Consider the following 21,818-nt stretch of genomic DNA (forward strand, 5'->3'; position numbering starts at 1 on the left):
CTCCTCGTCAGCCGATCGCGGCTTCGGCGTCGGCCTGCGCCTGGGCGAGGGCGTCGGCCGGGGTCGCCGATCCGGAGAGGGCGTTCTGGACGGCGGTCCACAGCGCCTCGGAGATCATCGGGTAGTCGGTGCCGAGGTTGTCGCTGGTGCGGCCCTTGGCGGAGCGCACGGCGTCGACCCACGGCTGGAGTTCGGGCTGCGCGGCGAGGAGCGCGTCCTGGCCCTCGGCGGTCGGCGGGATGTAGTAGGCGAAGGTCGTGGCGGTCTCGACGAAGCCCTCGGGGGTGGTCATGCACTCCACGATCTGCCGGGTGACGTCGTACCGCTCGGTGTCGGTCTGGACGGGGGCAATGATGAACTCGCCGCCGGTGGGGGCGGGGGCGGCGCCGCCGGCCTGGGCCGGGAGCGGGACGACGCCGGTGGCGAAGCCGGCGTCGGCGGCGCTGTTGACCTGCCAGGTGCCGTTGACGGCGAAGGCGTACTCGCCGGTGAGGAACTCCTCCCAGGTGGTGTTCTGGGAGTTGGTGATGACCGAGTCGGGCGCGTAGCCCGCGTCGAGCCAGCCGGTCCACAGTTCGAGGGCGGCGACGGCTTCGGGCGAGTCGAGGTCGGTGAGGTCGGCGCCGGCACCCCAGAACCAGGGCAGGAACTGGAAGGAGCCCTCCTCGGTGCCGATGCCGGCGAAGGTGATGCCCTTCGCGCCGTTACCGGTAACCTGCGCGAGCGCGGCGGTCAGGGAGTCCCAGTCGGTGATGGCCGCGGGGTCCACGCCGGCGGCGGTGAGGAGGTCGGCGTTGTAGTACAGCGCGAGGGTGTTGGCGCCGATCGGGATGCCGTACGCCTGGTCGTCGACGACGCCGGCGGCGAGGAGGTTCTCGTCCACGCCGGACACGTCGAGGCCGAGCTCGTCGACGGTGGTGAGCATCCCGGTGTCGGCCAGGGTGGACACCGCCGGGTTGTCGAGCAGGATGACGTCGGGGCTGGTGCCCTCCTGCGCGGCGAGGAGCGCCTGGTTGGTGAGCGCGGTGGTGTCGGAGGCGGTGCGCTCGATGGTCACGCCGGCCTCGTCGCCGCAGGCGGCGACGCGCTCGGCCCAGGCCGAGTCCTCGGCGTGCTGGGGGTAGGGGTCCCACCAGGTGTACGTGTCGGCGTCGCCGCCGCTGCCGCTCCCGCCGCCCGAGGAGCAGGCGGCGGCCGCGGCCAGCGCCGCTGCCGCGAGCGCGGCCCCGGCGGACCTGATGAGGGGAGATCGGTTGTCCTTCATGGTTGTTCCTCCTAGAAAGGACCCGGCGGGCGGCTTTGCCGGCCGGGAGGCGAGGGGGTTTGCAAGGCGGGTCTCACCGCCGGCGGGGCGGGGCCGTGGAGCCCCGGTCGACCAGTTCCGGTGCGACGAACCGGACGACGTGGGGCGCGTCGCCGGGGATCTGGTGCTCGATGCGGCGCACGAGCTGGCGGACGGCCATGCGGCCGAGCCGGTCGGGGGCGCTCTCGATCGAGGAGAAGGGCAGCGAGAAGGTCCGGGCGAACTCGTCGGAGTAGCGGCCGACGACGGAGAGGTCGCCGGGGGCGCTCAGGCTGCGGTCGTGCATGACGGTGGGCAGGGCCGCGGCGGCGGCCTCGTTGTTGAGCAGCAGTCCGGTCGCCTCGGGGTGGGCGTCGAGGATCGCGTGCAGGTCGCGGCCGATGTCGGGCTGCGAGGAGGAGCCGTGGACGGGGCGCAGGCGGACGCCGCGCTGGGCGGCGGCCTCGATGGCGGCGTTCTGGAGGCGCCAGACGTAGGCGCCGCCGCGTTCGACGACGTGCGCGGGCTGGGAGACGAGGACGAGGTCGCGGTGGCCGAGGTCGACGAGGTGCTCGACCATGGCGCGGCCGGCCTCCTCGAAGTCGAGGTCGAACACGTCGACGCCGGTGCAGTCGCCGGGGAGGCCGACGAGGGCGCCGGGCTGGGGGGCGGTGCGCAGGACCGGGAGTCGCTCGTCGTCCTCGGCGACGTTGAGCAGGACGACGCCGTCGACCATGCGGGAGTCGGTGAGGCGCTTGAGGGCGGCGGGCCCGTCGGGGTCGGAGCTGAGGAGGATGTCGTAGCCGAGGTCGCGCGCGGTGTTGGCGACGCCCTGGATGTACTGGAGCATGGCGGGCGCGAACTCGTCGGGCAGGAACTGGGCGAGCAGGCCGATGACGTTCGACCGGGAGGTGGCGAGGGCGCGGGCGCCGGCGTTGGGGGTGTAGCCGAGCTCGGCGGCGGCCTGCTGCACGCGGAGGCGGACCTCGTCGGAGATCGCGCGCTTGCCGCTGAGGGCGTAGGACGCCGTGGAGCGCGCCACGCCCGCGGCGCGGGCGACGTCACCGATGTTGACCACGGAGCCTCCTGATGTGTCTGCGGCCAGTCGAACCGGTTCGAAGCATAGCCCTCGACTTCGCGGGACGCAAGCGGGGACTGGGACTCGATTCGCTGGAAAAACAGGTCTTATATTGAAAGACTTGCATTGAACGAAGTTCGAAACTAGCGTGTGCATCGCAGACAACCGTCGAACCGGTTCGACGAACTCAATGAGGAGAGCACATGCACCACCCCCTGAAACGGACGCTCGCGCGCCTCAGCGCGGTCGCCCTGCTCGTCGGAGCCGCCGTGGCGGGGGCCGCGGTCCCCGCCAGCGCCGCGGGCCTGACCCTGACCGTCGACGTCGGCCAGGTCGTGCGCCCGGCGACGCAGGTCGCCGCGGGCGGGCTCTACGGCGTCGGCTCGGACTCGCAGCCGACCACCGCGATGCTGCTGCCGCTCAACCCGACCAGCTTCACCCAGCCCGCGCCGGGCACCACGCACCTGGGCAACGGCGCGACCGAGCCGTGCTGCGACTCGCTCGACGTCGGCGACAACATCACCCGCGCCGGCGCGCAGCAGTTCATCCGCATGCCCGACATCTACCCGTCGTTCCCGTACGTGTGGCAGGGCTGGACCGACTGGGAGACCAAGGTCCGCAACCAGGTCAACGCCCGGCTGGCCGACACCGACATGACGAACGTCCACGGCTGGGAGCTGTGGAACGAGCCCGACTGGACCTGGTCGTCCGCGGCGGGCACCTTCAACGACGGCTGGACCCGGACCTACCGGCTGGTGGACTCGCTCGACCCGGTGACGCCGATCGTGGGCCCGAGCTGGGCCCAGTACAACCACGACCGGATGCTGTCGTTCATGACCAACGCCAAGAACACGAACACCGTCCCCGACGTGATCGTGTGGCACGAGCTCGACGACATGAACTGGGACGCCTTCGACGACCACGTGGCCGACTACCGGGCCATCGAGACCTCGCTCGGCATCTCCCCCAGGCCGATCGCGATCAACGAGTACAACAGCTACAACCAGATGGACATCCCCTCGGTCGCCATGCACTGGATGGCCGCGTTCGAGCGCCACGGCGCCCGCGAGGCCCACCGCGCCTACTGGTTCGAGGCCGGGACGTTCGACGGCCTGTTCACGCTCCAGAACCAGCCGACGGCCTCGTACTGGCTCTACCGCTGGTACGGCGCGATGACCGGCAACATGGTCAAGACGACCGCGCACAGCTGGCTCGACGGCATGTCGTCGTACGACTCCAGCCGCAAGATCGTCAACGTGGTCTTCGGCGGCGACTGGGGCGACAACACCGTCCGGGTCAACGGCCTCGGGGCGCTGGGGTCGAGCGTGAAAGTCGAGCTGCGGTACACCCCCGGCTCGGGCCGCAACACGGCCGTCACCGCGCCGACCCTGGTCTCCACCACCACGATGACGACCAGCGGCGGGTCCATCTCGGTGCCGGTGGCAGGCATGAACGCCGAGGGCGCCTACCAGCTGATCGTCACCCCGGCGGGCGGGCCCACCACCTCGTGGCAGCAGGTCTACGAGGCCGAGAACAACACCGTGGTGAACGCGCTGACGCGCGCGTCGTCCTCGGCGTCGAACGGCTTCTACGTCGGCAACATCGACAACGACACCGACATGCGCTCGGACTCGTTCGTGGACTTCACCGTCAACGTCCCGACCGCGCGCAGCTACACGATGACCATCAGGTACGCGAACGGCACCGGCGCGACCTCGACGCACGGCCTCGCCTACAACGGCGGAGCGTGGTCGACGGTGTCGTACCCGCCGACGGCCGGCTGGGCCCAGTTCTCGACCACGACGGTGACGGTGACCCTGAAGGCCGGGTACAACGTGATCCGCCTGGCCAAGGGCTCGCCGAACTTCGCGGGCGGCACCGGGTACGCCGAGCTCGACAGCATCACGCTGGCGTGACCCGCGGCGCGCGGAGCCGGTCCCGCCGCGGGTCCGGCTCCGCGAGCCGGCGTGCGGGCACGGCTGGCGAGCGCCGGACCGACCCGGGCGGCCGGGCCCTCACCGCGAGTCGGTGCGGGCCCGGCCTCCGGTCGCTATGCGGCCGTCGGTCAACACGATGCGGTGGTCGGCGCCGGCGGCGTCCTCGGGGTCGTGGGTGGCGTGGACGACCGTGGTCCCGCGGTCGCGCTCCTCGGCGAGGACGGCGGCGATGCGGGCGCGGGACTCGGCGTCGAGGCCGGTGGCCGGTTCGTCCAGGAGCAGCAGGTCCGCCTGCTGAGCGAGGCCCTGGGCGAGGAGCACCCGCTGGCGCTGGCCGCCCGAGAGCGCGCCGAGCCGCCGGGCGGCGAGGTCGGCGACCCCGAGGCGGTCCATGCACCGGTCCACGATGGACCGGTCCTCGCGGGTAAGCCGCCGCCACGCGCCCCGGTGCGCCCACCGGCCCATCGCGACGGTCTGGCGGACCGTGATCGGCAGCGCGTCGGCGACCTCGCTGCGCTGCACGACGAACGCCGGGCGGCCCGAGTGCGAGCGGCGCAGCGTCCCCGAGGACGGCGGGTGCGTGCCGGCGAGAACGCCGAGAAGCGTCGACTTCCCTGAGCCGTTGGCCCCGGTCACCGCCGTGACCCGGTGCCGCGGAATCGAAACGGTCACCTCGTGCAGCACGGCGACCACGCCGTGGCGCGCGCCGACCCCGTCCAGCTCGATCGCTGCGGACATGTCGTGGATCACTCCCTCCCGATGTTGGAATCGAAAACGATTTTCATTATAGTTCTGGCCGTGGAATGGTTGACCGGGCCCTTCGAGGTCGGATTCGTGGCGCGGGCGCTGTGGGGCGGGATCCTCGTCTCCGCGGTCTGCGGACTGGCGGGCACGTGGGTCGTGCTGCGCGGCATGGCGTTCATGAGCGACGCGATGTCGCACGGGATGCTGCCGGGCGTCGCGGTCGCCGCGCTCCTCGGCGGGAACCTCCTGCTCGGGGCCGCGCTCAGCGCGGTCGCGATGGCCCTCGGCGTCACCGCGCTGTCGCGCTCCCCGCGGCTCTCGCAGGACACCGGCATCGGCCTGCTCTTCGTCGGCATGCTCGCCGCGGGCGTCGTCATCGTCTCCCGCTCGCAGTCGTTCGCCGTGGACCTCACCGGCTTCCTGTTCGGCGACGTGCTGGCCGTCAGGAACGTCGACCTGGCCGTGCTCGCGGGCGCGCTGGCCGCGGCGCTCCTGCTCGCGACCGCGGGCCACCGGGCCTTCACGGCGCTGGCGTTCGACCGGCGCAAGGCCGCCACCCTCGGGCTGCGGCCCGGCCTGGCGCAGGCGCTCATGGTCGCCCTGCTGACGCTCGCGATCGCGGCGTCCTTCCACGTGGTCGGCACGCTGCTCGTCTTCGGCCTGCTCATCGCGCCGCCCGCCGCGATGTGCCTGTGGGCCGACCGGATCCCGGTCGTCATGGCCGGCGCCGCGGTCATCGGCGCGGCCGCCACCGCGGGCGGGCTGCTGATCTCCTGGCACGCCGGGACCGCCGCCGGGGCCACCATCGCCGGACTCGCGGTCGCCTGCTTCTTCGCGTCGGCGCTGGCCTCGGCCGCGCACCGACGCGTCCGCTTCCGACTCACCGCCCTGAAAGGACACTGAATGCCGCTGCCCACCCGAGCCCGAGCGGCCGCCGCCCTCGCGGGCTGCGCGCTCCTCGCGGGCTGCTCCAGCGGGCCCGAGGCGCCCGCCGCCGACGCCTCGCCCACCCCGCACGGCTTCGTCGAGGGCGCCGAGGAGACCGCCGAGGCGCAGTGGCGGCTCGTCGTCGCCGAGGCCGCCACCGGCGAGGTCCGGCTCCTGGACCCGGTGACGGAGGAGGCGGTGGCGATCGGATCCGTTCCCGGCGCGGCGGCCGCGACCACCGACGGGCGCTTCGTCTACGTGTCCGGCGACGCGGGCACCACCGTCGTCGACAGCGGGGTCTGGACCGTCGACCACGGCGACCACGTGCACTACTACCGGGCCGAACCCCGGTCGGTCGGCGAGATCGACGGCACCGGGTACACCGCGGTCGGCGACCCGGCCGTGACGGTCCTGAACGCCGCGGACGGCGCGCTTCCGCTCGACCGCGCGTCGCTGGAGTCGGGCGCGATCGAGCCGGCGGCGACGGTCGGCGCGCAGGTCGTGCTCCCGTACGACCAGCGGCTGCTCGCGGTCGGGGACGGCGCGGTCCGGGTGCTGGGCCGCGACGGGACCGAGGAGGCCGAGTTCGCCGAGACGTGCGCCGATCCCCACGCGCCCGCGGTCACCCGGCGCGGCGCGGTGATCGCGTGCGCCGACGGGGCCCTGCTGGTCTCCGGCGAGGGCGGGCTGACGGCCGAGAAGATCCCGTACCCGGCGGGCGGCGGCGTCGACGGCGGGTTCCACCACCGCGCCGGCGCCGCGGTGCTGGCCGCGACGGGCGACGACGGCGGGGTCCTGGTGCTGGACGTCAAGGGGCGCAAGTGGACCGCGCTCGACGTCGCGGACCCGGTCGCGGTCGTCGCGACCGGCGAGGACACGCCGGTCCTGGTGCTCACCGGGGACGGCGCGCTGTCGTCGTTCGACCCGGCCACGGGCGCGCCGCTCGCGCGGACCGAGCCGATCGTCGCGCTCGGCGGCGGCGCCGCGCCGGCCATCCAGGTCGACACCGCCCGCGCGTACGTCAGCGACCCGAACGGAGGTGCGGTCCACGAGATCGACTACCGCGACGACCTGCGCCTGGCGCGCACCTTCGACCTCGGCTTCCGGCCCGACCTCATGGTGGAGACGGGATGGTAGCCGCACTCACGCGACGCGCCCTGGTCGCACTGCCGGTCCTCGCCGCCGCGGGCTGCACGGGCGCCGGGTCCGGGGCCTCCGGCGTCGTCGTCACCACGAACATCCTCGGCGACCTGGTGCGGAACGTCGTCGGCGACCAGGCCGAGGTCCAGGTCCTCATGGCGGCCGGCGCCGACCCGCACTCCTTCGGCGTCTCGGCGCGGCAGGCCGCGTCCCTGGAGCGGGCGGCCCTGCTGGTGCACAACGGACTCGGCCTCGAGGAGGGCGTGCTCGCCCACGTCGAGGCGGCCGCGGCGACCGGCGTGCCCGACCTCGCCGTCGGCGAGCTGGTCGACCCGATCGAGTACGCCGCCGACGAGAGCGCCGGGCTTCCCGACCCGCACTTCTGGACCGACCCGGTGCGCGTGGCCGAGGCGGTCGGGATCATCGCCGAACAGGTGGTCGCACACGTCCCGGGGGTCGACGCCGACCGGGTGCGCGCGAACGCCGACGCGTACCGCGCGGAGGTCGAGGACCTCCACGACCGCACCGCCGCCCTGTTCGGCGCGATCCCCGACGAGCGCCGCAAGCTCGTCACCAACCACCACGTCTTCGGCTACCTGGCCCGGCGATACGACTTCGAGGTGATCGGCGCGGTCATCCCCAGCGGCACCACGCTCGCCTCCCCCAGCGGCTCCGACCTCAAAGGACTCGCCGACGCCGTGGCCGCCTCCGGCGTCGCCGTCGTGTTCGCCGACGCCTCCCAGCCCGAGCGCCTCATCGAGGCCATGGCCGAGGAGACCGGCCTCGACATCGCGATCGTGCCGCTGTTCACCGAGTCGCTCACCGAACCCGGCCAGGGCGCCGGAACCTACCTCGAGATGGCCGCGGGCAACGCCGAGGCCATCGCCGGCGGCCTCGCCCCGCAGTGAACGCCCCCGCCGGAGGGTCCGCCCGGACCCTCCTCCCCACATAGAAGAGGAAGCACATGAGAATTCGCACCCTATGGGTCCCTTCGCTGCTCAGCGCCGGGCTCGTGCTCGCCGCGTGCGGCGGCCCCGCCGCCGACACCGCCGAGGAGGCCGGCGCGGACGCGGTCGAAGTGGACGACGCGCTCGTCGCCACCTACGACGGCGGGATCTACGTCCTCGACAGCGAGACGCTCGAAGTCGTCCAGGACCTGCCTTTGGAGGGCTTCAACCGGCTCAACCCCGCCGGGGACGGCCGGCACGTCCTCGTCTCCACCCCGACCGGGTTCCGGGTCCTCGACGCGGCCGCCGCGGCCCTCTCGGACGACGAGTTCCCCGCCGCCGAGGCCGGCCACGTCGTCACCCACGCCGGCGTCACCGTCCTCTTCGCCGACGGGAGCGGCGAGGTGACCCTCTTCGACCCGCAGGAGCTGGGCGACGGACTGCCGGAGCACGAGACCTACACGACCGAGCACCCCCACCACGGGGTCGCGGTGGAGCTGGCGAACGGCGAGCTCCTGGTGACCCTCGGGACCGAGGAGTCCCGCTCCGGCATCGCGGTCCTCGACGCCGACCGGAACGAGCTCACCCGCAGCGAGGAGTGCCCCGGCGTGCACGGGGAGTCGGCCGCCGCGAACGAGGCGATCGTCGTCGGCTGCGAGGACGGCGTGCTCGTCTACCGCGACGGCGCGATCACCAAGGTCGCCAGCCCCGACCCGTACGGCCGCATCGGCAACTCGCGCGGCCACGAGGAGTCGCCGCTCGTCCTCGGCGACTACAAAGTGGACCCCGAGGCCGAACTCGAACGCCCCGAGCGCGTCTCGATCATCGACACCGAGACCGCCGAGTTGACCCTCGTGGACGTCGGCACCAGCTACAGCTTCCGCTCGCTGGCCCGCGGCCCCGAGGGCGAGGGCCTGCTCCTGGGCACCGACGGCGCGCTCCACGTCATCGACATGGAGCAGGCGGCCGTGACCGCCTCGTTCCCGGTCATCGACGCCTGGGAGGAGCCGCTCGAATGGCAGGAGGCCCGCCCGACCGTGTTCGTGCGCGGCGACACCGCCTACATCAGCGACCCGGCCGCGCAGCGCCTCCTCGCGGTCGACATCGCGACCGGCGCGGTCACCGCGGAGGCGGCGCTGCCCGCGCCCGCCAACGAACTGACCGGGGTCTAGCTCCGTTTCCGGCCCGCCGCAGCCCGATCCGCACCGGGCCGCGGCGGGCCGGTCCGCCGCGCGGGTACGTCCGGTCGAGTACGCGCGGATACGTCGCCGCTCCGACGACGGTCCGGGCCGCGGCCGCGAAGGTGGAGGCATCGGCACGAGCCGATCCTTCGAAAGGCGCACAACATGACCGAGTCAGCACCCCTCGCACCGCTCACCCGAACGCGCACGACCGCACCCCTGCTGGGCGCGATCGCGTTCCTGGCCTGCTACCTCGCCGTCGACGTAGCGGCCGGCGCGGTCGCCACCGGGACCATGCCGCTGCCCGGGGACTCCCCGGACGCGGTGTACGACTACCTGCGCGCCAACACGACCGCGTCGATCCTGACCGGAGTCCTCCAGGGACTCTCGGTCCTCGGCCTCGCGGTCGTCGTCGCCGGACCGGCGACCAGGGTCGGCGGACGCCGCCGGGCGGCCGCGGCGATCGGCGCCGTCGCGGTGGCCGCGATGCTGCTCTCGGCGGGCCTGTCGATCACGACCGGCCTCGTCGCGCCCTCCGCTTCGGCGGACACCGTCGTGGCACTGCTGAACGCGGGCTTCTACGCCGGCGGCGCGGCCCACGTGGTCGCGCTCGGCCTGTTCGTACTCGTCCTCACCGGAGGGGACGCCTGGACGCGCCCGGTCCGGGTGACGGGCCGGATCGCAGGCGTCCCTGCGGTCCTGTCGGTCCTGTCGCTCCTCTGGTTCTACGCCTCCCCGCTCCTGCCGGTGGGGCGCCTGCTGTGCATGGTCGCGCTCGTCGTCGTCGGCGCCAGCCTCGCCCGGGGCGCGTCCCCGCGGACCCGCTGACCCGGCGGGGGCCCGCCGGCGGCGGGCCCCTGTCGCAACCACCGACGCCGTCGGCCGAGCGGCCGCCGCGGGCGATCCCGCCGGTATCCCGCCGGTCGAAAACCTCGACCCCGACCGGTGAGCAGGCCAGACTTGTCGCGGCAGCCAGTCCCGAACCGAAAGGCCCACCATGCCCTCCCGACCACTCGCCCTCGTGCCCGCCGCCCTCACGCTCCTCGGACTCGCCGCGTGCACCTTCGGCGGAGCGACGGTGACCGCCGCGGACGTCGCCGACGCCGCCGAGGACGCCCTGGAAGGCGAGATCGGGTCCCGGCCCGAGATCGACTGCGGCGACGACGACGCGATCGCCGTCGAGGAGGGCGCCGACGTCGACTGCGTGCTGACCGACCCGGCGACGGGCTCGGAGTTCGACGCCACGGTGACGTTCACCGGCGTCGACGGCGACGAGTGGCACGCCGACGTCCAGGTGGCCTCCGAACCGAACGGCGACGCGTCGTCCCAGCCCGCGGAAACCGAGAGCTCCGCGCCGCCCGCCGACGCCGGCAGCCTGGAGATCGAGGCGGCGCGCCTCGCCGAGGCCACCGCCGACGCGCTCGAGGGCCAGATGGGCTCGCGGCCCGAAATCGACTGCGGCGAAGTGAACCTCACCATCTACGTCGACCGCCAGACCTACTGCTCGCTGATCGACCCCGCCACCGGCGCCGAGTACGAGGTCACCATCACGGTCACGGGCATCGAGGGCGAGCAGTTCGAGTTCGACATCGAGGTCGCCGACATGCCCGCGAGCTGATCCGGAGCGAGTCGCGTTCCCGCCCTTCGGTGTGCGGACGGGAACGCGATCGACGGGCGGGGCACCGGCGGGGAGTCCCGCCGGTGTCCCGCCCGTCGAATGCCTTGCCGCGCTCCCCTGCGACCGGTGGAATGAGCGAGACGACGGGCTCGACGATGATTCACGCGGTGGTGCAGTGGCGGAAACGAACGACGGCCGACCGGATGAGGTGGCGACCGAACCGGTTGCACCCCTTGGCGAACTGCGACGCCGACACCGCGAGCGCGCGGGGCTGACGCAGCGCGAGCTCGCGGAGCGGTCCGGCGTCAGCCTCGCCGCCGTCCGGGACCTGGAGCAGGGCCGCAGCGGCCGGCCCCGGCGCGCGTCGGCGCGCAGGCTGGCGTCCGCGCTCGGGCTGTCTGCTGAGGAGTCCCGGACCGCCTTCGGTCTGGAGGGTCCGGTGAGCGGGCACGCGCGGCCCGAGGCGGCGTCGCAGCTGGTCATCGGGGCGCTGGGACCGCTCACGGTGTGGCACGACGGCGCGGTGGTGCCGTTCGCGGCGGAGAAGCCCCGGAGCATCCTCATGCGGCTCGTGCTCAGCGCCGGGGAGACCGTGGGGCGCGAAGCGCTGATGGACCTCGTGTGGGGCGAGCGGCGGCCCGCGACGGCGGTGAACCTCCTGTACACGTACATCGCGCGGCTGCGGCGGCTCATCCGCCCGGGCTGCGCGATCGAGGCCGCCGCGGGCGGGTACCGGCTCCTCGCGGGCCCTGAGCGCCTCGACCTCGCCCGGTTCCGGGAGCTCGCCGCCGCGGGCCGGAACGAGACCGATCCCGAACGCGCGCTGGGGTTGTTCGCCGCGGCGGCCGGACTGTGGCGGGGCGAGACCGATGTGGACGCGCTGCGCCACGACCCGCGGATGACGGCCGTGACCGAGGAGTACGCGGACCTGCTGCGCGACTACGCCGCGACCGCGCGCGGGCTCGCCGAGTGCGAGCAGGTCCTGCCGCGCCTGCGCCGCCTCGCGCACCGCCTGGAGCTCCACGAGCCGCTGCACGCCGAGCTGGTCATGACGCTCGCCGCGGCCGGACGCCAGACCGAGGCCCTCTCGGCCTACGACCGCGTCCGCGCCTCGCTGCGCGACCAGCTCGGCATCGACCCCGGCGAGCGACTCCGCGACGCGCACCGCGGCGTGCTCAGGCAGGACCTGCCAGGCGTCAAGCCGTTGCGCCGCAACGTGATCCGCCAGGTCCCCGCCGCTCCCCCGGATTTCGTGGGCCGCGAGCGCGAACTCGCGGTCGTCACCGAGGCGCTCGGGCCGGGGCCGGACGGGACCGAGCCGCCCGCGCGGGTCGTCGCCGTCAGCGGCCCGGCCGGCGTCGGCAAGACCGCGCTCGCGCTCCAGGCGGCGCGGCTCCTGCGCGACGGATTCCCGGACGGGCAGCTGTACGCCGACCTCCGCGGCGTCGCGGGCGATGCGATCGCGCCGCTGGAGATCCTCGGCCGCTTCCTGCGGGCGCTCGGCGTCCCCGGCCGTCGCGTCGGCGCCGACGAGGCCGAGGCGGCGGCGCTGCTGCGCAGTGAACTGGCCGGACGCCGGGTGCTGATGGTCCTCGACAACGCCCGGGACGCGGCGCAGGTGGCGCCGCTGCTGCCGGGCACGGGCGAGTGCGCCGTCCTGGTCACCGGCCGGCGCCGGTTCCCCGAACTGGTCGGCGCCGTCGCGGTCGACGTGCCGGTGCTGCCGGCCGCCGACGCCCTCGACCTGCTGGCCGCGACCGCCGGTCCGCAGCGGATCCTCGCCGACCCGACCGCCGCGCGGCGGCTCGCGGAGGCGTGCGGTCTGCTGCCCCTGGCGCTGCGGATCGCGGGCGCGCGGCTCGCCACCCGCCCGGCGTGGTCGGCGGCCGACCTCGTGGCGCGGCTGCGGCACGCCGACCGCCGCCTCTCGGAACTGCGCGCCGGAGAGCTCGGCGTGCTCGCGAGCTTCCGGATCGGCTACCGCGACCTCGGCGCCGAGGCGCAGCGCGCGTTCCGTTGGTGCGTCATGCATCCCGGGGACGAGTTCGGGGCGGCCGCGGCCGCGGTGCTGCTCGACGTCGAGCCCGCGGCGGCGGACCGCGTCCTCGGGGAGCTGCTGGACGCGAACATGCTGCTCCAGTTCACGGCCGACCGGTTCCGCTACCATGACCTCTTGGGGCTCTACGCCTCCGGGCTCCTCGCCGAGGAGGGGCCGGAGGAGCGGGACGCGGCGCGGTCCGATCTGCACGCGTGGCTCCTGCACTGCGCCACGGCCGCCATGGAATGGGTCTACCCGCAGCTCGTGCGGCTCGCCGCGTGCGACGACCGGGAGGCGGTGTTCGACTCCGCCGAGGCGGCGCTGGCCTGGCTCGACGAGGAGGCGCCCGCGCTCGTCGCACTCGTGGAGCAGTGCGCGGACACCGCGGAGCGGCGGTGCTCCTGGCGGCTCTCCGACCAGCTGCGCGGGTACTTCTTCATCCGGCGGCAGGTGGACCGGTGGCTGCGGTGCGCGGACGCCGGGCTGCGAGCGGCCGTCGCCGGCGGCGACGGGGCCGCGCAGGCCGCGATGCACCTGAACCGCGGCCAGGCGCTGTGGGCAGCGGGGCGGCACGGGGACGCGCTCGACGCGTACGCGTGCGGCGCGCGCCTGGCCGACGCCGCCGGCTGGCGGGAGGCGGCCGCGTACGCCAGGCACAGCACCGGTCTCGTCCTCGCCGAGCAGGGGCGGCTCGCGGAGGCGGAGGCGTCCTTCCGCGCGGCGCTGGAGCTGAGCGCGCACGACGCGTCCGGGCACGTGCGCGCGGCGACCTTGAACGGGCTGGGCGCCATGTGCGCCGATCAAGGGCGTCTCGCGGACGCGGCCGAGCACTTCGCGGCCGCGCTGGAGGTCAACCGGGCGGCCGGGCGCGACGCGTCCGTCCACGCCAACCTCACCAACCTCGGCATGGCGCTCCGCCAGATCGGAAGGGAGGCGGCGGCCGAGGCGCATCTGCGCGAAGCGCTGGAGGGGTACCGGAGTGTCGGGAACCTCCACGGTGAACTGTCTGTTCTGGACGAGTTGAGCCAGCTCCACGCCGGCCGCGGGGACGCCGCGGCGGCCGTGGCCGACGCGAAGCAGGGGTGCGACCTCGCGCGGGCCGGCGGCAGCGGGCGGACCCGCGCGGCGCTGCTGTGCACGCTCGGCGAAGCGCATTTGAGCGGCGGCGAGCACGCCGCCGCGCTCGCCGCGTTCCAGGAGGCGCTGCGCCTGGCGGAGGAGTACCCGTTCTTCGCGGTGCGGGCGACGGTCGGCCTCGCCGGGGCCCTGCACGGATCGGGCGGTGTCGCCGCGGCCCGGCGGCACGCGGCGCGGGCGCTGGAAGCGGCTCGCGCGCAAGGGTTCCGCCTGCTGGAGGCCGCGGCCCTGGAGCGGCTCGGGCGCTGCACCGGCGGCGGCGCGGCCCGGGCGCTGCTGCGGTCGGCGGCCGACGCCTACCGCGCCTCCGGGGCCGAGGCGCCGGCCGCGCGCGTCGAGGACCTGCTCCGCGACCCCGCCGGGCGGGTCCCGCACGCGGCTCCGGACGGTGCCTGAGCGTCAGCGGCCGCGTCGTCCTTCGGCGAGGGTGACGATGCGGCGGGCCATGCCGGAGAACACCAGTCCGTGGAACGGGGTGACGGCGAACCAGTAGAGCCGGCCGGAGAGGCCGCGGGGGAAGAACACGGCCCGCTGCCGGTACCGGGTGGAGGGGCCGGTCTCGCAGGACAGGTCGAGCCAGGCGAGGCCGGGCAGGCGCATCTCGGCCCGCAGCCGCAGGAGCCGTCCGGGGTCGCAGACCTCGACCCGCCAGAAGTCGATCGCGTCGCCGACCCGGAGTGTGGACCTGCTGCGGCGGCCGCGCTGGAGGCCGACCCCGCCGGACAGGCGGTCGCCCCACCCGCGGAGCGCCCACAGCAGCGGCGTGGAGTACCAGCCGTTCTCGCCGCCGATGCCGGTGATGACGCGCCACAGGTCCTCGCGGCTGGCGGTCGTCTCGACCACGCGCACGTCGGTGAAGACGACCCGGCCGGCCCACTCGGGGTCGCTCGGCAGCGGGTCGCTCGGGGCCCGCGCCACGGTGGCGTCGACCCAGCTCGTCTCGACCCGGTCGACCCCGATGCGGCCGAGCGCGAGCGCCACCGCCTCGCGGTAGGGGGTGAGGCCGCCGGGCGGCGGCGCGATGACCCGGTCGATGCGGTGGTCGTGCATGACGCAGTCGTGCTGGAGCGACTCGACGAGCGGCCGCGCGAGGCTGCTGGGCACCGGGGTCACGAGGCCGACCCAGTGCGAGGCGAGGCGGGGCGTGAGGACCGGCAGCGCCCAGATGCGGCGGCGCGGCAGGCGCGCGAGCCGCGCGTAGCCGTTCATCATCTGGTCGTACCGCAGGACGTCGGGGCCGCCGACGTCGTAGACGCCGCGCACATCCTCGTCGAGGTGCAGCGCGCGCAGCAGGTAGTGCAGGACGTCGCGGATCGCGATGGGCTGGATGCGGTTGCGGACCCAGCGGGGCGCGGGCATCACCGGCAGCACCTCGGTCAGGTGCCGGATCATCTCGAACGACGCCGACCCCGAGCCGATGACCACGCCCGCCTGGAGCACCAGCACCGGGACGCCGGAGCGCTGCAGGATCGCCCCGACCTCGCGCCGGGACGCCAGGTGGGCGGAGAGGGGGCCGGTGCGCGGGGTGAGGCCGCCGAGGTAGACCAGGCGGCGCACGCCCGCGGCGGCCGCGGCGGCGGCGACGTTGTGGGCGATGGCCCGGTCGAGGCGGCGGAAGTCGCGGTTGCCGGTCATGGAGTGGACGAGGTGGTAGACGTGGCTGACGCCGTCCATCGCCCGGCGCACCGCGCCGGGGTCCGTCGCGTCGCCCTGGACGACCTCGACGGCGTCCGAGGCGGCGAAGCCGCGCGCCCGCTCGGGCCTCCTGGTGAGGACCCGGACCCGGTACCCGGCGTTGAGGAGGCGCGGGAGCAGGCGTCCGCCGATGTAGCCGGTGGCGCCGAGGAGCAGCACGATCGGCGCGGGCTCGCCCGCGGTCGCGGGCGTCCAGCGGTACAGCGGCTCCGCGCCGCTCGGCGCGGTGAGGTCCGATTCGCCCATGCCTGCGCCTCCGTCTCTCGCCGCGGCGACCGGAACCGGCCGCCGCCTCCGGACGAGCGTCGCACGCCGCCGGGCGCCGGTCCCGGCGTCCGGCGGAATCGGCGCGGTCAGCCCCGCTTCGCCTGGCGCGCGAAGAGGGCGCCGAGGGCGAGCATGCCGACGGCCAGGCCCAGGTGGAGCCAGTTGTCGGCGTCGTTGACGGGCACGAAGTTCGCGGCCGAGTCGAGGTCGATGAGCAGCCCGTACAGCCACAGCACGAGGTAGATCGCCCCACCGGTGAGCAGGTAGGTGACCGACGCGGCCGCGGTGCGGACCATGAGGAATCCGACGACGCCGAACAGCAGGTGGACGACGTTGTGCAGGACCGACACCTCGAAGACGCCGAGCAGCCGCGCGTCCGAGTGGTGGCCCGCGAACGTCATCGCGTCGAATCCGGTGGTGACGCCGGGGACGAACCCGAGCACCCCCACGAGTGTGAAGACCAGCGCGATCACCAGGGTCACGGTCTGGACCGGCGCGCGCCCCGTGGTCGTCTGGGCGGTCGAGTAGGACATTGCGGCCTCCTTGGGTAGTGCGGGTCGATACAAGGCGTATTCGTGGCCGCGGCCGGACCGGATGGGTCGGAATCCGCAGTTTTCTCGAATTCCCGCGCGCGGTCGCACCGGTGCCGCGTCGGCGCGGCGTTCGAAGGGCTCCCGCACTGAAGCGCGCCCCGCCGTCGGCGGGGCGCGCGGTCGTGGACGCCGGCCGGGGCCGGTCAGTCGTTGAAGATCTTCTCGTAGCGGCGGGGCAGACGTGTCGAGTGCTCGGCCGGCGCCGCGGTGCCTGGGGATGAACCGATCATTCGATGCCAGGCACGGGGGGTTGAGCCGGTCGGACACCGGAACCCGTACCCCGGACCGTCAGCGGACTCCGGCCGGGAGGCGGACGGTGAAGCGGCAGCCGCCCGCGGTGTTGGCGACGGTCACGGTCCCGGCGTGCGCCTCGATGAGGCCGCGGGTGATGGCGAGTCCGAGGCCGCCGCCGCGGGCGTCCCGGTGGCGGGCCTCGTCGCCGCGGAAGGCGATGTCGAAGACGCGGGGCAGGTCGGCGTCGGGGATGCCGCCGCATCCGTCCTGAATGGAGAGCACGGCGGCGCCGGGCTCGGCGGCGGCCTCGACGAGGACCGTGCCGCCCGCGGAGGTGTGGCGGACGGCGTTGTCGAGGAGGTTGGCGAGGGCGCGGCGGCACTCGCGGGCGGCGACGTCGGCGGGCGGGAGCGCGGCGAGGCGTTCGAGGACGCGGACGCCCTTGAGACCGGCGGCGGCGCCGGCTCCGGCGAGGGCGTCGGCGACGGCGTCGCGGAGGTCGACCCGCTCGCGTCCGAGCCGGAGGGTGCCGCTGTTGATGCGGGACAGCTCGAACAGGTCGTCGACGAGCGTCGAGAGGCGTTCGGCGTCGGTGCGGATCTGGGCGTGGTAGCGCTTGACGGCGGCGTCGTCGTCGACCACGCCGTCGTCGAGGGCCTCGGCCATGGCGCGGATGGTCGCGAGCGGGGCGCGCAGGTCGTGGGAGACCCAGGCGACGAGTTCGCGCCGGGAGGTCTCCAGGGCGCGCTCGCGCCGCCGGGACTCGTCGAGGCGGCGGGAGGCGTCGGCGAGCTCCCCTGCGAGCGCGGCGAGTTCGCCCGGGCCGGTGACGGCGGGGGCGTGGGGCGCGGCGATGCGGCCGTCGCCGCCGACCATGGTGCGGGCGTAGGCGCCGACCTGCTCGGCCCCGGCGCCGATGTCGTCGCCGAGCTGCCAGGCGGCGCCGAAGGCCACCCCGGAGGCGACGATGAGGACCACGAAGAGCAGCACCAGGTCGTGGTAGGAGATGAACATGGCGAGCGCCGCGGTGACGACGCCGGTCGCGGCGACCAGGACCGAGGAGAGGGCCACGGTCATGGTCTGGACGCGCACGCCGCGGCCCCGCAGCCGCCGCAGGACGACGCCGCCGGCGGCTCCGGCGAGCGCGGAGGCGACCGCGGCGGTGGCGACGAGGACGGCGATGTCGCGCGGCGGGAAGTCGAACGCGAACGCCAGCGCGGTGGCCGCGGCGAGTGCGACGGCGAGGATGAGCAGCGAGCCCGCGCGCCGGTTCGGCGGGCGGCGCATCAGGCCTCCCACCGGTAGCCGACGCCGCGGACGGTGGTGAGGTGGCGGGGCGCGGACGCGTCGTCCTCGATCTTCTCGCGCAGCCGTCGCACGTGGACGGTGACGGTGGCGGTGTCGCCGATGCTCCAGCCCCACACCGACTCCAGGAGCTCCTCGCGGCGGAAGGCGCGTCCCGGGTGGGACAGGAAGCACACGAGCAGGTCGTACTCCTTGGCGGTGAGGTCGAGCCGGGCGCCGTCGCCGACGGCGAGGTGGATCGCGGTGTCGACGGCGACGCCGCCGGCGGTGAGCACCGCGGCGGGCGGCTGGGGCGCGGTCCGGCGCAGGACGGCGCGCACGCGGGCGGCGAGTTCGCCCGGGGAGAACGGCTTGGTGACGTAGTCGTCGGCGCCGAGGTCGAGGCCGGTGATGCGGTCGGTCTCCTCGCCGCGCGCGGTGAGCATGACGATCGGGACGGCGGTGGCCTCGCGCAGGCGCCGGCACACCTCGAAGCCGTCGAGGCCCGGCATCATGAGGTCGAGGACGACGAGGTCGGGGAGGGTCGCCAGGGCGCGGTCCAGGCCGGTGGCGCCGTCGGCGGCGTAGTCGACCTCGAATCCGTCGCGGCGCAGGTAGCGGGCGACGACCTCGGCGAGGGCGGGGTCGTCGTCGACGACGAGGACGCGGGGCTCGGCGCGGGTGGTCATGGTGCAACGATGCCCGATCGCGGCGGGGTCCGTCGCGCGGCCGGCCGAGACTTTCGCGAACCGTAAGGACTGCGGCCGGGCGTGCGGGGCGGCGGCGGTTCAAGATGGAGGGGTGAACAGCACGCACCGCGCATCGACGCGTTCCTGGGCCGCCGCGGGACTTCTCGCGGCCCTCGCCGGACTGGCGGTCGGCCATCTCGCCGCCGCGCTCACCGCGCCGCGGTCGGCGCCGTTGTCGGCGTTGAGCGACGCGGTGATCGCGGTCGTCCCGCCGGCGGTGTCGCACTGGTTCATCGAGCTGGTCGGGACGGCCGACAAGCCGCTGCTGGTGACCGGGCTCGCGCTGGGGGTCGCGGCGGCCGGGGCGGGCGTCGGGGTGCTGTGGCGGACCAGGCCCTGGCTCGCGCGGGCCGCGGTCGCGGGGTTCGTCGTGGTCGGTGCGGCCGCGGCGGTGACCCGGCCGGGCCTGGGCGCGGCGGCGGTGCTGCCGTCGGCCCTGTCGGGTGTCGTGGTGCTGGCGTGCCTCCAGTGGTGGGCCTCGCGCGACGCCGACCGGTCCCGGAACGGGCGGCGCGGGTTCCTCGCGGCGGTCGGCGGGGTCGCCGCGGCGGCGGTGGCGGGGTCGTGGTGGGCCGGGCGGGTGGGTCCGGCGGCGATCGAGGCCGACCGGGAGGCGGTGGCGCTGCCCGATCCGGACGCGCCCGTGGTCGAGCCGGGGCCGGTGGCGGACTTCGAGGTGGAGGGCCTGACCCCGTACCGGGTCCCGAACGGCGACTTCTACCGGATCGACACCGCGATCACCGTGCCCCGCGTGGACGTCGACGCCTGGTCGCTGCGCGTCCACGGCATGGTCGACCGGGAGCTGACGTTCACCTTCGACGACCTGCTCGGCCGCGAGCTCATCGAGCGCGACATCACGCTGGCGTGCGTCTCCAACCCCGTCGGCGGCGACCTCGTCGGCAACGCCCGCTGGCTCGGGGTGTCCCTGCCGGCCCTGCTCGCGGAGGCGGGCGTGGACCCGGCCGCCGACCAGCTCGTCTCCCGCTCCACCGACGGATGGACCGCCGGCTCCCCCACCGAACTCGTCTTCGACGGCCGCGACGCGATGATCGCGATCGGCATGAACGGGACCCCGCTGCCGGTCGACCACGGCTGGCCCGCGCGGCTGGTCGTCCCCGGCCTGTACGGGTACGTCTCGGCCACCAAGTGGCTCACCGAGCTCGAGCTGACGACCTTCGACGCGTACGACGCGTACTGGATCACCCGCGGCTGGTCCACTCCGCGCCCCGTCAAGACCCAGTCGCGGATCGACACGCCGCGCAGCAAGGCGAGCGGGGGCGCGGTCACGGTCGCGGGGGTCGCTTGGGCCCAGCACCGCGGCATCGGCGCGGTCGAGCTGCGCGTGGACGACGGGGCGTGGCGGCCGTGCGAGCTGTCCGACGTGGCCACCGGCGACACGTGGCGGCAGTGGCGCTACGAGTGGGACGCGCCCGAAGGGGAGCACACGCTCACCGTGCGGGCGACCGACGGCGACGGCGAGGTCCAGACCGACACGGTCCAGGGCGTGATCCCGGACGGCGCCACCGGTCTCCACAGCGTCACGGTCACGGTCGGCTAGGGCTCGGGCGGCGCGGAGCCCTGCGCGACCCGAGCGGGGACGGCAGGGACCGGGCGGGACTGGTCAGAATGTACAGCGGATCGCGGGTTCCGCTGGCCGCTGGTGCGCTGATGTACCAGTCGGAGCGGGCACTCTTGCCATCGATCCCATGATGCGGTGTCCTTGTCGCGTACGCCGCCCCTACGCGATCCGGAGGCCCCGATGACCATCGACCAGACCCTGACCAGCCAGGAGCGGCTGGCCGATCTCGACCTCGACCAGCTCAAGCAGCTGGTCGGCCTGGTCGAGTACGACGCCGCCGCCGACCCGTTCCCGGTCACCGGCTGGGACGCCGTGGTCTGGTCGGTCGGCAACGCCACGCAGGCCGCCCTGCTCTTCCAGGTCGTGTTCGGCATGGAGCTCGTCGCCTACTCCGGGCCCGAGACCGGCAACCGGGACCACAACGCGTTCGTGCTGCGCTCGGGCGCGGTGCGGTTCGTGTTCAAGGGCGGCGTGGACCCGCAGAGCCCGCTGCTGGACCACCAGCGCCGCCACGGCGACGGCGTCGTCGACGTCGCGCTCGAAGTGCCCGACGTCGACGCCTGCATCGCCCACGCGAAGGCGCAGGGCGCCGTCGTCCTCGAAGCGCCCCATGACGTCTCCGACGAGCACGGGACCGTCCGCATCGCCGCGATCGGCACCTACGGCGAGACCCGGCACACCCTGGTCGACCGCTCGAAGTACGACGGCCCCTATCTGCCCGGGTACGTGGCGCGCACCTCCGGCTACGCCAAGCCCGAGGGCGAGCCGAAGCGCCTCTTCCAGGCGCTGGACCACGTCGTGGGGAACGTCGAGCTCGGCTGCATGAACGAGTGGGTCGACTTCTACAACCGGATCATGGGCTTCACCAACATGGCGGAGTTCGTGGGCGAGGACATCGCCACCGAGTACTCCGCGCTCATGAGCAAGGTCGTCGCCTCCGGCAACCGGCGCGTCAAGTTCCCGCTCAACGAGCCGGCCGTGGGCAAGAAGCGCTCGCAGATCGACGAGTACCTGGACTTCTACCAGGCGCCCGGCGTCCAGCACCTCGCGCTCGCCACGAACGACATCATCCGCACCGTCGACTCGCTGCGCGCCAAGGGCATCCAGTTCCTGTCCACTCCGGACTCCTACTACGAGGACCCCGCGCTGCGCGAGCGCATCGGCGAGGTCCGGGTGCCCATCGAGGAGCTCCAGTCGCGCGGCATCCTCGTCGACCGCGACGAGGACGGCTACCTGCTCCAGATCTTCACCAAGCCCATCGGCGACCGGCCCACGGTCTTCTTCGAGTTCATCGAGCGGCACGGCTCGCTCGGCTTCGGCATCGGGAACTTCAAGGCGCTGTTCGAGGCCATCGAGCGCGAGCAGGCCAAGCGCGGCAACTTCTGATC

Annotated in this window: 17 protein-coding genes; 10 read left to right on the forward strand and 7 right to left on the reverse strand. The window is 74.3% G+C overall.

Translation table 11 applies throughout. The features are described 5' to 3' along the window. Positions 1-7 precede the first annotated feature (7 nt). Positions 8-1,264, reverse strand: coding sequence for a sugar ABC transporter substrate-binding protein (locus ABD419_RS00225; protein WP_344480222.1), 1,257 nt, complete (start codon positions 1,262-1,264; stop codon positions 8-10). Between the two features lie 73 nt (positions 1,265-1,337). Further along, positions 1,338-2,360 carry a LacI family DNA-binding transcriptional regulator gene (locus ABD419_RS00230; RefSeq protein WP_344480225.1) on the reverse strand — a complete coding sequence of 341 codons (1,023 nt, stop codon included), beginning with the start codon at positions 2,358-2,360 and terminating at the stop codon, positions 1,338-1,340. A 203-nt stretch (positions 2,361-2,563) separates the two neighbouring features. Here ABD419_RS00230 and ABD419_RS00235 point away from each other — a divergent pair, with 203 nt between their 5' ends. Next, positions 2,564-4,276: a CBM35 domain-containing protein gene (locus tag ABD419_RS00235; protein WP_344480228.1), complete on the forward strand. Its 1,713-nt coding sequence runs from the start codon at positions 2,564-2,566 to the stop codon at positions 4,274-4,276. Positions 4,277-4,375: 99 nt separating this feature from the next. Here ABD419_RS00235 and aztA read toward each other — a convergent pair whose 3' ends face one another. Next, positions 4,376-5,035, reverse strand: coding sequence for a zinc ABC transporter ATP-binding protein AztA (gene aztA, locus ABD419_RS00240; protein WP_344480231.1), 660 nt, complete (start codon positions 5,033-5,035; stop codon positions 4,376-4,378). Positions 5,036-5,095: 60 nt separating this feature from the next. On the opposite strand from aztA, the gene aztB reads away from it, so the two are divergent. The 7 genes from aztB (at position 5,096) to ABD419_RS00275 (ending at position 14,425) form a co-directional block, all read left to right on the forward strand. Beyond that, positions 5,096-5,944, forward strand: coding sequence for a zinc ABC transporter permease AztB (aztB, locus tag ABD419_RS00245; protein ID WP_344480234.1), 849 nt, complete (start codon positions 5,096-5,098; stop codon positions 5,942-5,944). Then, positions 5,945-7,105 (forward strand): PQQ-binding-like beta-propeller repeat protein, encoded by a 1,161-nt coding sequence (locus tag ABD419_RS00250; protein WP_344480237.1) that lies wholly within the window; start codon positions 5,945-5,947, stop codon positions 7,103-7,105. It abuts the gene before it with no gap. Continuing rightward, a complete protein-coding gene (gene aztC / locus ABD419_RS00255) occupies positions 7,099-8,016 on the forward strand; it encodes a zinc ABC transporter substrate-binding protein AztC (RefSeq protein ID WP_344480240.1) in 918 nt (305 codons plus the stop codon). The genes ABD419_RS00250 and aztC overlap by 7 nt, the downstream gene beginning before the upstream one ends. A 56-nt stretch (positions 8,017-8,072) precedes the next feature. After that, the gene (aztD, locus tag ABD419_RS00260; RefSeq protein ID WP_344480243.1) at positions 8,073-9,227 is read left to right on the forward strand and encodes a zinc metallochaperone AztD; all 1,155 of its coding nucleotides are present in this window, start codon (positions 8,073-8,075) and stop codon (positions 9,225-9,227) included. Between the two features lie 174 nt (positions 9,228-9,401). Continuing rightward, positions 9,402-10,064, forward strand: a complete 663-nt coding sequence (locus ABD419_RS00265; protein ID WP_344480246.1) for a hypothetical protein — start codon at positions 9,402-9,404, stop codon at positions 10,062-10,064. 169 nt (positions 10,065-10,233) lie between these two features. After that, complete coding sequence (locus tag ABD419_RS00270) at positions 10,234-10,854, forward strand: DUF4333 domain-containing protein (protein WP_344480249.1); 621 nt, start codon at positions 10,234-10,236, stop codon at positions 10,852-10,854. Positions 10,855-11,062: 208 nt separating this feature from the next. Then, entirely contained in the window at positions 11,063-14,425 is a 3,363-nt protein-coding gene (locus tag ABD419_RS00275; RefSeq protein WP_344480252.1) for a BTAD domain-containing putative transcriptional regulator, read from the forward strand. Positions 14,426-14,428: 3 nt separating this feature from the next. Here the strand turns inward: ABD419_RS00275 and ABD419_RS00280 are convergent, their stop codons facing one another. The 4 genes from ABD419_RS00280 to ABD419_RS00295 form a co-directional block, all read right to left on the reverse strand. Further along, a complete protein-coding gene (locus ABD419_RS00280; RefSeq protein WP_344480255.1) occupies positions 14,429-15,970 on the reverse strand; it encodes an SDR family oxidoreductase in 1,542 nt (513 codons plus the stop codon). Positions 15,971-16,077: 107 nt separating this feature from the next. Beyond that, on the reverse strand, positions 16,078-16,524 hold the full coding sequence (locus ABD419_RS00285; RefSeq protein ID WP_344480257.1) for a DUF4383 domain-containing protein: 447 nt from the start codon (positions 16,522-16,524) through the stop codon (positions 16,078-16,080). A 348-nt stretch (positions 16,525-16,872) separates the two neighbouring features. Next, entirely contained in the window at positions 16,873-18,105 is a 1,233-nt protein-coding gene (locus ABD419_RS00290; protein WP_344480259.1) for a sensor histidine kinase, read from the reverse strand. After that, positions 18,105-18,791: a response regulator gene (locus tag ABD419_RS00295; protein WP_344480262.1), complete on the reverse strand. Its 687-nt coding sequence runs from the start codon at positions 18,789-18,791 to the stop codon at positions 18,105-18,107. Before ABD419_RS00295 ends, ABD419_RS00290 begins: the two co-directional genes overlap by 1 nt. A 112-nt stretch (positions 18,792-18,903) precedes the next feature. On the opposite strand from ABD419_RS00295, the gene ABD419_RS00300 reads away from it, so the two are divergent. Both ABD419_RS00300 and hppD read left to right on the forward strand, forming a co-directional pair. Next, entirely contained in the window at positions 18,904-20,409 is a 1,506-nt protein-coding gene (locus ABD419_RS00300) for a molybdopterin-dependent oxidoreductase (protein ID WP_344480265.1), read from the forward strand. A gap of 201 nt (positions 20,410-20,610) precedes the next feature. Further along, positions 20,611-21,816: a 4-hydroxyphenylpyruvate dioxygenase gene (gene hppD / locus ABD419_RS00305; protein WP_344480267.1), complete on the forward strand. Its 1,206-nt coding sequence runs from the start codon at positions 20,611-20,613 to the stop codon at positions 21,814-21,816. Positions 21,817-21,818 lie beyond the last annotated feature (2 nt).

This window comes from Glycomyces endophyticus (assembly GCF_039531525.1).
In the GTDB taxonomy this organism is placed as follows: Bacteria; Actinomycetota; Actinomycetes; order Mycobacteriales; family Micromonosporaceae; genus Glycomyces; species Glycomyces endophyticus.